7 protein-coding genes are annotated in these 8138 nt (G+C 64.5%); 1 reads left to right on the forward strand and 6 read right to left on the reverse strand.

All coding sequences use genetic code 11. The features are described from left to right. The 6 genes from ACLP25_RS31055 to ACLP25_RS31080 all read right to left on the reverse strand — a co-directional run. Positions 1-438 (reverse strand): ABC transporter permease subunit (locus ACLP25_RS31055; RefSeq protein ID WP_442472938.1); only part of this gene is annotated, 438 nt, incomplete at its 3' end. A 132-nt stretch (positions 439-570) separates the two neighbouring features. Further along, on the reverse strand, positions 571-1551 hold the full coding sequence (locus tag ACLP25_RS31060; RefSeq protein ID WP_442472939.1) for a zinc-dependent alcohol dehydrogenase: 981 nt from the start codon (positions 1549-1551) through the stop codon (positions 571-573). A 28-nt stretch (positions 1552-1579) separates the two neighbouring features. Continuing rightward, positions 1580-2587 carry a Gfo/Idh/MocA family protein gene (locus ACLP25_RS31065; protein ID WP_442472940.1) on the reverse strand — a complete coding sequence of 336 codons (1008 nt, stop codon included), beginning with the start codon at positions 2585-2587 and terminating at the stop codon, positions 1580-1582. A 469-nt stretch (positions 2588-3056) separates the two neighbouring features. Continuing rightward, entirely contained in the window at positions 3057-4760 is a 1704-nt protein-coding gene (locus ACLP25_RS31070) for an extracellular solute-binding protein (protein WP_442472941.1), read from the reverse strand. A gap of 184 nt (positions 4761-4944) precedes the next feature. Continuing rightward, on the reverse strand, positions 4945-6012 hold the full coding sequence (locus ACLP25_RS31075) for an SDR family oxidoreductase (RefSeq protein WP_442472942.1): 1068 nt from the start codon (positions 6010-6012) through the stop codon (positions 4945-4947). Positions 6013-6079: 67 nt separating this feature from the next. Next, a complete protein-coding gene (locus tag ACLP25_RS31080; RefSeq protein ID WP_442472943.1) occupies positions 6080-7147 on the reverse strand; it encodes a zinc-binding dehydrogenase in 1068 nt (355 codons plus the stop codon). A 578-nt stretch (positions 7148-7725) separates the two neighbouring features. Here ACLP25_RS31080 and ACLP25_RS31085 point away from each other — a divergent pair. Beyond that, a partial coding sequence (locus ACLP25_RS31085) for a thiamine pyrophosphate-dependent enzyme (protein ID WP_442472944.1) occupies positions 7726-8138 on the forward strand: 413 nt, incomplete at its 3' end.

Consider the following 8138-nt stretch of genomic DNA (forward strand, 5'->3'; position numbering starts at 1 on the left):
GTAGAGCAAGGCGTTCATGCCGATCGTGGCGACGATCGCGTTCAGGCGCAGGAGGCCGACCATCACGCCGTTCACGATCCCGGCGGCAATCGCGCAACAGACCGCGAAAAGCACCGCAGGCAGGACCTTGGCGCCGTCTCCCGCCGGAATGTGGGTCGAGATCACGACCGCCAGCGAGACGCCGCCCGCCACCGACAGGTCGAATCCGCCCTGCTGGACGACCAGCATCTGGCCGAGCCCCACAATGACCAGAATGGCCGCGAAGGGCAGGCTTCCCGCCAAGGTGCCATAGGCGACACTCGACGGGGCGAACACACGGCAGAGAACGAGAAGCGCGACCACCGAAATGACGACGGTCAAGAACTCTCTCGTCAGCGGCATGGGAAACCCCTGACGATAAAGCGGTCGGCTGCTCGCCTCGTTGCTCATCGCATTCATCCGACCGCTCTCGCGCCCGACCGCTTCTCACGACCGGCGAGTGCGCGCGCGGACGGCGCCGTCGCAGCGCACACGTCCTGAAGTTCAAAGCTCGCCGCGGGGGCGCGCATCGTTCCGTCTCTCAGGTTGAGGTCACGCGATCTTCAGCGTCACCTTGACGGCTTCCGTCGGCTTCTTCCCCAGCTCCAGAGCCTGCAGCGCGTCGTCCAGAACAAAACTGTGCGTCTGGATTGGAGACAGGTCGATCCCCGTCCGCTCAAGGAAGCGGATGGCGGTCGGCCAGACGCCGGGCGATCCGATGCAGCCGCGCACGGTGAGGTCCTTGCTCTGGATCTTGCCGAGCTCGACGGGGAACTTCTGGCCGATGCTGATGCCGACCATCGAGATCCGACCCTCCGGGCGGGCGTAGTCGAATACGTTGGCGAGCGAGGCGGCGTGGCCGGACGCCTCAATGACGAGGTCGGCCCCGCCCTTCGTCAGCTCGTGCACCGCTTCGACCGGCTGGACGTCGGACGGATCGACCGTCGCGTAGGCGCCTAGACGCTTGGCGATGTCGCGACGCAGCGGCACCGGATCGATCACGATCACCCTAGCGCCCATGCCGATCGCCGCGGCCGCGGAAACGAGGCCGATCGTCCCGCCGCCCGACACCACCACGGTTTCGGCGGCGTTGGTGCCGCCATTGCGCATGACAGCGTAGAAACCGCAGGTGAAAGGCTCGATCAGCGCGCCGTTCGAATCGTCCACTGCGTCGGGCAGCTTGTGCAGCCATTCGGGCCGGGCCGCGAAAAGCTCCCGGTCGGCCCCGTCCATGGAGAAGCCGAAGTGGTGGATGCGCTCGGGCGTCTTGATCACGCACTCGCCGACGACGCGGTCGCCGGCCTTCATGTCGGAGACGTTCTTGCCGACTTCGACGACTTCGCCGACCCATTCATGCCCGGGAATGACCGGGTAAGAGATCGGGATGATGTATTGACCGGCGAGCAGTTCGTAGTCCGAGTGGCATATGCCAACCCGGCGCGACCGGATCATCACCTCATCGTCGGATATCGACGGCGCGGGGACCTGCGAAACGACGGGTTTCTTGGGTTCGTTGAACAGCAAGGCTTTCATCGGACGCTCCTTTGGTCGACGCGGCCCGTCAGGCCACGGTTTCGATCTTGCCGCTTCGAGCGGACGCGAACACCGCCTCCAGCAACCCGATGTTGTTGACGAGATGCTCGGACGTGATCGGGTAACGTTCGACTCCGCGAACGGCGCGAGCAAAGGAGACGAGGTTTTCCTTCACCGGCTCGGCGGGGGGAACCTCGACCGTCTTGATCGGCCCGCCGGCCGTCGCGGACGTGACGATCCAACCGTCAGGGGCTTCGACGTGCGCCTTGTCCCGGATGTCTATCCAGCATTTCGAGCCATAGACCGTGAATCGGGACATGAAAGGGTTCGCGAGCGAGGCCGACACGTAAGACGTGCCGCCGCTGCGAAATTTGACGTAGGCAGCCACGGTGTCGCCCTGAGGCAGATCGGACGATAGCTGCTCGCACACGCACCAAACGCTTTCAGCGGGGCCGAGCAGGCGCACCGACAGATCGAGCAGATGGATGCCCGTGGCGGTCATTCCGCCGGCCGGAGCCTGGTCGGCCTTAAGCCGCCAGTTATCCCGATCGAGCGCCAGGAACTTGTCGTGGCTGAAGTTGGCTTCGATCTGGTGGATGCGGCCCAGTTCGCCGGCGTCGGCCTTGGCCAAAAGGTCGGCGATCGGGGGCTCCCACCGCCGCTCGTGCCCCATCCCCAGGACGAGGCCTGCGTCGCGGCACAGGCGGACGGCCTTTTCCGCGCCCGCTTTCGTGAGGGCCAGCGGCTTTTCGCAAAAAACATGCTTGCTCGCGGCGACCGCGGCCTCGATCTGCTCGCCATGAAGCGCGTGCGGCGTGGCGAGCACGACGGCTTCGACCGCGGGATCAGCAAGGGCGTCGGCGTAGTCGGGCGACAACGGGACGCCTTTTTCAGCGCAGATCGCGCGCGCAGTTTCTAGGTCCGGCTCGACGGCGCGCGCCACGCGAATATCCTCCGGCGCCGCGCCGAGCACGTTCAGCATTTTCTTGCCCCACCAGCCCATGCCAATGAGAGCGATTCCGACAGGCTTGGTCATAGCGGCTTGCCTGCGAGATTGATAAAGGAAGGAGCGGGTAGGGGCCGGCGAGCGGCCGTCCGGGCGAGCGCGCCGCCAAACGGCGCGGAGCGGCGGAGTTCTGCGTTGCAGCGCCTGGCGGCGAGTCCGCGGAAGGAAGTGACGGGCATGTTGTCGAATGCTCCTCCCTTGCAGCGATCTCGCCGCGTTGTCGCCGACCCGAAGCCCGCGGGCGTCGCCGCACGTCGGCCCGGCTCGGTCATTGGACTGAAGCTAACAAACTAAATCAGGAGACATCGCCCTGATTTGTCCAAAACGGACTAATTCGGATCGGAAGGCCGCCCTTTGCGACCGCCGTCGCGACATGGGACGGTCCGGTCGCGTGCGACGGGCGCCGTCAACCGTCGAGCTCGAGAGCGAAGACCGGAAATAGCGCCGCGCAGAGTGTTCGGCCGCAGGGCTCAATCGATCTCCGCCCCGCCCCCGACCGCTAATAGTAGCCGGCTTCGCGCATGACATGATCCGCTCGGTCTTGCGCGTTCCTGAGCGCTTCCTTGTCGGACGTCTCGCCTCGCAAGGCCTTGTGGATTTCGTCTCCGAGAATGGCTTCGAGAGAGAGATATTCGGGCACCGGCGGGCGCGGCCAACCCTTGAGCTTGTTCTGCTTGGCGAGCCGGTCAACGACGCTCACGATAGGGGACGCCGCGGCGGCCTCGGGATCGGCGGCGACGCTGAAGCGAGGCGCGACCGGAAAGCCGTTTTGGACGTTCGCCTTCATCGCCTCCGGGGACGTCATCCAGGCGATCGCTTCGAAGGCGAGTTCGACCCGGTCAGGCGGCAGGTTGGCGGGAATGCAGAGCAGAAATCCGCCGATCGGGTTGTTGGAGGCGCCACCCGGGCCGCGCGGCTGCGGGAGGTAGCGCACCTTGCGTTTCACCGCGGAGCTGACGTCGGTTTCGAAGCGTGCTGCGCGCACCGTCCAGCAGTAGGCGAGCGCAGTCTGCCCGGAAAGGAACGATGTCGTGCGCCGGTCCCAGTCCATGTCGAGGATGTCGGGTGGCGAATACTCCTTGAGCCTGTGCAGGTAATCGAGCACGCGAAGACCCGCGTCAGAGAAAATCTGCGGCCGCAACTGTTCGCCGCGCGCTTCGTCGACGCCCATCCCGAGGCTGGTCTTCGGAATCCGCAGGATCGACTCGCCGCAGCAGCCCATGAGAAACATGAAGGTCGAGGCGATGGGCATCCCACACCCGCCGTTCCAGGCGATGCCGTAGCGCCCCTTGGCGGGCGCATGGAAATGCTTGGCGGCGGCGACCGTCTTCTCGAAGGTAGTCGGATAGTCGATTCTGTCCCTTTCGAACAAATCCGAGCGCGCTGCGAGCAATTCGATCGTGCAGTAGATCGGGACGCCGAACTGTTGGCCGCGCCAGGTACCCATCGACCAGACGGACGGGTGGAAGTCGAGTGACGAGAGGCTGGCCGACTTGATGTGGTCGTCGAGCGGAATGACCAGCTTCTTCTTCACCGCCTCGCCGAGCCACGGCGCATTGATGGCGACGATGTCGTATTCTGAAACCGCCAGGTTGGCGTTCTCGACAAGCCGCTCGTGCAGTTGCGGCAACTTCTGCAGGTCGAAATTCTTGCGCGAAGCCATGTTGTTGCGGAAGTCTGCCCACATGTTCCGCATCGACAAAAAGTAATTGTCGTCGTTGAGGAGGAACTTGATTTCGCGCTTCCCGCGGAACAGGCTTTCGATGAGGCGCGGCGGCGGAATGATCTGGGCGGCGAAATAGGAGCCGCCAAAATAATAATCCTCGTCGCTGTCGGTCTTCGAACGCAAACCGAAAGTTTCGGCGAGCAGGTATTTGATCTTGCGCGCGTACTGGATGAAGCTCTCGAGCAGCGCCTCGCTCGGCCTAAGCCTGAATCGTTTGCTGCCCTCGGCGAGCGGTTCCTGGAGGATGTCTCCCCGCTCGATCAGCGCATGGATGCGGCGCATGGCGGTGGCGTGCGGCGTCTTCGCCACCGAGGCCAGAGTCGATATTGCGACGGGCGTTCCAGTAAGGTGATTTTTGATGAGGAACAGCAGCAAGTTCCAGGTTGCGTCTTCTTCGGCAATTGGAACCAGTTCCTGGAACGGCTGACGGACCCGTTCGAGAAACGCGATGATCCGCAGAAGTTCGTGCTCGGTCATCCGGTTTTTGTTCGGCCGGCTCGCCGCGGATCCTCCCGATCCTCCCGGCCTTCGCCTTCGGTTAGGCGTCGAAGCGTCGCTTGTCCAGCCCCAGGCTCTACCGCCGCTTTCCATTTCGATCCGTCTCGCATCGGGCGCGGGCGATCGCGCCACCCCGCTCAAGGCTCTCCGGCGACGGCAGGGTTCAGGGAATGACCTTTTCCGCGCGCAAGGTCGCGAACAGGTCGTGGAAGGCCTCTTCGGTGCTCTGGTAAACGAGGAAGCCGAGCTTGCGGCTGCGCGCCATGTCGGTCATGACTTCGATCGGCCGGCCGAGGTCGAGATCGGTGTGCCACGGCGATGCGACGCGCCAGAGGTTGGGTTCTACAAGGTTATATTTGGCCGCCATCTGCTTCCAGACCTCCGCGTCGTTCGCCATCTGACCCTCGAGCGGCGCCGGCGCGCGCTCAAAACCCTCCCATGCGACGCCGAACCATTTGGCGATGCGCGGCCACATCCAGCTCCACCGGAAGATGTCGCCGTTGGCGATGTTGTACGCCTCGTTCTTGGCGACGTCGGTGGTGCTCGCCCAGACCAGTTGCTTGCCGAGGACGCGCGCGTCGGTCATGTCCGAAAGCCCATGCCATTGCCCGGCGCTGCCGGGGAATTTGAACGGCCGCCCGAGTTCCTTGCAGATCGAGGCGTAGGCGGCGAGCGTCGAGCCCATGTTCATGGCGTTGCCGATCGCCTTGCCAATGATCGTATGCGGACGGTGCACGCTCCAGGTGAAACCGTCGCGCTCCGCCGCAGCGTAAACCTCGTCCTCCTGGTTGTAGTAGAAGTTCGGGAGGTTCAGACGCGCCTGTTCCTCGCGCAGCGGCGTTGGAGGGTTGGCCCCGCTCCGAACATAGGCCTCGAAGGGGCCGAGGTAATGCTTCAGGCCGGTGACCAGCGCGACGTGCCTGACGCTCCTCGCCGGGGCGAGCGCTTCGAGCACTGTGCGCACAATCCCGGCGTTGACCCTGATGTTTTCCTCCTCGCTCGGCCTGCGCGACCAGACCGTCAGATAGACATGGCTCGGCTTCAACCCGCTGACTGCCTTGCTGACGCTCGCGGGATCGAGCAGGTCGGCGGCGACATGCTCGACGCCGGGGACGATGCCGTCCCGTTGGCGCGAAATGCCGGAAACGCGGGCGCCGGTCTGCAGAAGCTCCTGTGACACCCCCCGCCCGGCGATTCCGGTCGCGCCGACGACCAGTGCTCTGATTTCCATGCGTCTCTCCTTGTCCGTCGATATTGAGAAGCCGGGCCGTAGACGCCGGGGAGGCCCGGCGCCCGCGTCAGACCATGTTCACCAGCACCTTCACTTCATTCCCGCTCGGATTGAGCAGCGAGAGGAATCCCTTTTCGACGATCGCTTCTGGTTCGATGCGCCCCGTAACGATCTTTTCGACCGGCAGCTTGCCGCTCGAGATCATGCGGATGACGCGCGGCCACATCGTCACCTCGTAGCACCAGGTCGCCTCGATGGTGATGTCCTTCAGCGCCCACAGCGCGGGATCGACAAGCGCCTTCTTCACATGCAGGCCGGTCTGCACGACGGTGCCGTGATTGCGCACCGCCTCGACGCAGGCGTTGAACGCGGCCTCGAACCCCGAACATTCGATGGCCGAATCGACTCCGACGCCCTCGTCGGTGTTGTCCCGGATGTGCTGGACGACGTCGACGGATTTCGGATCGAGCGTGACGGCCCCGACGCCGAGGCTCTCGATGTGCTTGCGGCGATTGGCGTTGGGCTCGCTCACGAAGATCTTGGCTGCGCCAACGGCGCTGCAGACCAGGACCACAAGCGCGCCGATCGGCCCCGCGCCGGTGACTAGCACCGTGCTGCCACCAGTCACCTTGGCGCGGTCGACTCCGTAGAGCGCCACCGCAGTCGGCTCGACAAGCGCGCCCTGCTCGTCGGTGACGTTGTCGGGGAGGAGATTGGCGTTGTAGTCGTTGATAACGCAAAGCTCGCCCATCCCGCCCCACGCCCAACTCAACCCGATGCAGCCCATGCTAGGGCTCAGATGGTTAAGGCCGCGCCGACTGTAATAGTCGTCGAGCGGCATCACGAGCGGCTGGATCGAGATTCGATCGCCTTTGCGTACGCGGCTGACATTACGGCCGGTTTCGACGACCTCGGCGGAGAATTCATGGCCGAGAATCTGGGGCAGCACGGCGCCGGTAAACTTGTGCTTTGTCGCGGGCGTCACGATCGGTCCGCCGGCGAACTCATGCAAATCCGTGCCGCAGATGCCGCAGGTCAGGGGCTTGATCAGCACTTGCGAGTCGCCCAGCGTGCCTGGCGCCGGAACGTCTTCGACGCGCACGTCCTGTTTGGTGTAGAACCTCACCGCTTTCATCGTCGTCTTCCCTTTCCATTCTGCCGTCGTGAGTCGAGTGTCGGCGCGGACCCATCGCGCGTATTGAGAATGCCCGTCCAGGCCGTTCGCGGGCGGACTCTGCGCCCGGCCGAAACCGGCGCCGACGTCGGCGGACGAACTCCGGGATGCGCGAGAATGAGCCGGGCGTCGCCTCAACGGCGCGCGTCGGGCAACGCGGTCGCGTCGCGATTTTGCGATCGCTGCGAGGGCGGCCCGACGCAAACCGATCGCCGGGCGCCGCCGGTTCAGGCGGTGTCCCGCAGGGGCGGCCCGCTGCAGTCCCGAAAGCGAAAGTTTTCGCCATCTTCATCAAGCGCATCCCCCCTGACGCCAGCGTCAGATTTGGCCAGGAGTCCGCTGCCGTTGCGGACTTTGCCAACGTGATGTTAGCATCGGCCTCTTTGTTGCGGCGGGACCGAATTGTTCAAAATGAGGATTCGTTAGCCGCCGCGCGCGCACGGCTGCAGGCGGTCCGCCGCGGGCGTTCGGCGCGACTGACGTCAAGTCCGGCTCCGGCGAGCGCCGCGTGGAAATCTCCATTTTGAGGATTTTTTCGGATGCCGCGGCGTCGTTCTCTGGCAGTTTCCCGAGGTAACGAAAAAGGGTGGAAAACGACGGACATGGCCTCCGTGACGAGTGCAGCCGCGCCGGGCGACCGGTTCAAGAGCGACGACATAGGCCTGGAGCGGCGTCTCGAGCTCTTCCGCCTCCAGGTGGAAATCCGCGATTGCGAGAAGCGCGCCTTCGATCTCTTCCTGCAGAACATGATCAAAGGGACAAGCCACCTGTCGATCGGCCAGGAGGCGGTTGCGGCGGGGTTCGGTGTCGCGATGCGCAAGGGCGACAAATCGTTCTGCACGTACCGCGGCCACGCCCATACCCTGGCCCGGGGTGTTTCGATGGAAGGGATGCTCGGCGAGCTAATGCTGCGCGACATCGGGTTAATGCGCGGCAAGGGCGGCTCGATGCA

It is taken from the genome of Roseiarcus sp., assembly GCF_052145395.1.
In the GTDB taxonomy this organism is placed as follows: domain Bacteria; phylum Pseudomonadota; class Alphaproteobacteria; order Rhizobiales; family Beijerinckiaceae; genus Roseiarcus.